Here is a 2,528-nt window from a genome sequence, read left to right as displayed (position 1 = left end):
CAGCAGGATGCGGCCCTGCTCGTCGCGCTTGGCCTTTTCCCAGACGCTGGCCGGCACACCCTTGAGTTCGGCCTCGGTGAAGGCCACGCGCGTGCCGGCGTCGCGAATCTTCTTGTTGAACTGCTGGTCCAGCTCGGTCAGCTTGTCCAGGATCTGCTTGGCGCGCTCGCGCTTGGCCTTGGGCAGGGCCACGCCGCTGTCCTCGAACTGGCCCGAGGCCAGGCGCACCAGCTCGGCATCGATGGCGTCCTTCTTGGGCGCCTTCTGCAGCGCGCGGTAGACCTTCTCGTTCTGGCCGAAGCTGGAACCGAAGTCGGCCCAGCGCAGCGAGCAGGCCTGGGCGGCGTCGCGCACGGCCTTGGTCGGATGGACGTTGAGGACGAAGTCATTGGGGCCTTGGTTGTCCTCCAGATAGACGGTCAGGTCGTCATAGGCGGCCAGCCAGCCGGCGTCGACCTTGCGCTTCTCCAGCTGCGCAACGCGCTGCCTGGCGCCTTTGAGGCCGGTGTCGCAGCGGGCCTGCACATCGGCGACGCTGCCGAAGGTCGGGAAATTGGGGGCCGGCAGCTTGGGTTGAGCCTGCGCGGCGGCGATCAGCGCCAGGGTGGCGAGCGTGGTCAGGACGGGTTTCATCGCGTCTCCTTGTGGGAAGGGCGCGATTCTCTCGGCCGGATCGGCGTCAGCCGTTCGGCACTCCCCTATTTCTGCAGCAGGGTTTTTACTTGGATCAATGCGCTCGGATCGTCCAGCGTCGTCAGGTCGCCCGGATCACGCCCCTCGGCCACAGCCTGCAGCGCGCGGCGCAGCAGCTTGCCCGATCGCGTCTTGGGCAGCAGCGTCACGAAGTAGACGCGCGCCGGCCGCGCCACCGCACCCAGCTGGGCGTCGACATGCTTCATGACCTCGCCCTCCAGCGCGAGCGAGGCTTGGCCGGGGTCGCGCAACACCACGAAGGCGATGGCGACCTGGCCCTTGAGTTGATCAGCCACGCCGACGACGGCGACCTCGGCCACCGCCTTGTGGCCCGAAATGCATTCCTCGATCTCACGCGTACCCAGGCGGTGGCCGGCCACATTGATGACGTCGTCCGTGCGGCCGAGGATGAAGGTGTAGCCGTCGGCATCGCGCAGGCCCCAGTCGAAGGTGGAGTACAGCTCGCGGCCCGGCACGCTCTTCCAATAGGTGTTGACGAAGCGCGCGTCGTCGCCCCAGACCGTCTGCAACGTGCCCGGCGGCAGCGGATGCTCGATGACGAGCACGCCCTTCTGGTTGGGCTCGGTGAGCTCGGCGCCGGTGTTCTCGTCGAGCAGCTTCACGTCATAGCCATACATCGCCACGCCGGGCGAGCCCAGGCGCGTCGGCACGGCTTCGACACCCGGGATGTGGTGGGCCACCGTCAGCAGCGGCCAGCCGGTCTCGGTCTGCCAGTAGTTGTCGATGATCGGGACGCCAAGACCGTCGGCAATCCAGCTCGCCGTGGGCTCGTCCAGCGGTTCACCGGCCAGGAAGAGCGCGCGCAGCGACGACAGGTCGTGGCGCTTGAGCAGCGCGGCGTCATGCTTCTTCAGCACGCGCACCGCCGTCGGCGCGCTGAACATGACGGTCACCTTGTATTTCTCGACCAGGCTCCACAGCACGGCTGCGTCAGGGTTGACCGGCGTGCCCTCGTACATCAGCGTCGCCATGCCGGCAATCAGCGGGCCGTAGACGATGTAGCTGTGGCCCACGACCCAGCCGATGTCGCTGGTGGAGAAGAACGTCTCGCCCGGTTTGCCGCCAAAGATCCAGTCCATGCTGGTGGCCAGCGCGACCGCATGGCCGCCGACGTCGCGTTGCACGCCCTTGGGCCTGCCTGTCGTGCCGCTGGTGTAGAGGGTGTAGCTCGGCGTGTTGGACTCGAGCCAGACGCAGGGCACGCAAGCGTCGGCATGTTGGCGGCGCAGCGCGGCGTAGTCCAGGTCGCGGCCAGCCACCAGCTCGAAAGGCACCAGGCCGCGGTCCACCATCAGCACCGCGGCGGGCTTGTGCGCGGACAACTGAATGGCCTCGTCGAGCAGCGGCTTGTAGGGCAGCGTCTTGCCGGCGCGGCTGCCCGCGTCGGCGCTGACGATGAGTTTCGGCGTCGCGTCCTCGATGCGGCTGGCCAGGCTGACCGATGCGAAGCCCCCGAACACGACCGAATGGATGGCGCCGATGCGCGCACAGGCCAGCATCGCGAACGCGGCCTCCGGAATCATGGGMATGTAGATCAGCACGCGGTCGCCGGAGCCCACCCCCTGCGCGACCAGCATGGCGGCCATCACCTCGACCTCAGCCTGCAGTTCGGCAAAGCTGTAGACCTTTTCCTGCCCGACTTCGGTCGACACCCAGATCAGCGCGCGGTCGTCGGGCCGCGTGGCGGCATGCCGATCCACCGCGTTGTGGCAGAGATTGGTCGTGCCACCGACGAACCAACGTGCGAACGGTGGGTTGCTTGCATCACAGATTTGCTGCGGCGGCGTCTGCCAATCAATGCGCCTGGCTTGCTC

At 67.4% G+C, this 2,528-nt stretch carries 1 protein-coding gene and 1 pseudogene; both read right to left on the bottom strand.

Annotated features, from left to right (window positions below; genetic code table 11):
* Positions 1-633, bottom strand: a pseudogene (locus tag ACXJKR_RS29630) (M3 family metallopeptidase); the annotation flags it as partial.
* 65 nt (positions 634-698) lie between these two features.
* Positions 699-2,528 (bottom strand): propionate--CoA ligase (locus ACXJKR_RS29625; RefSeq protein WP_457325891.1); only part of this gene is annotated, 1,830 nt, incomplete at its 5' end.

The organism is Roseateles sp. P5_E11 (assembly GCF_054049355.1).
This window is presented reverse-complemented; position numbering and strand designations above follow the sequence as displayed.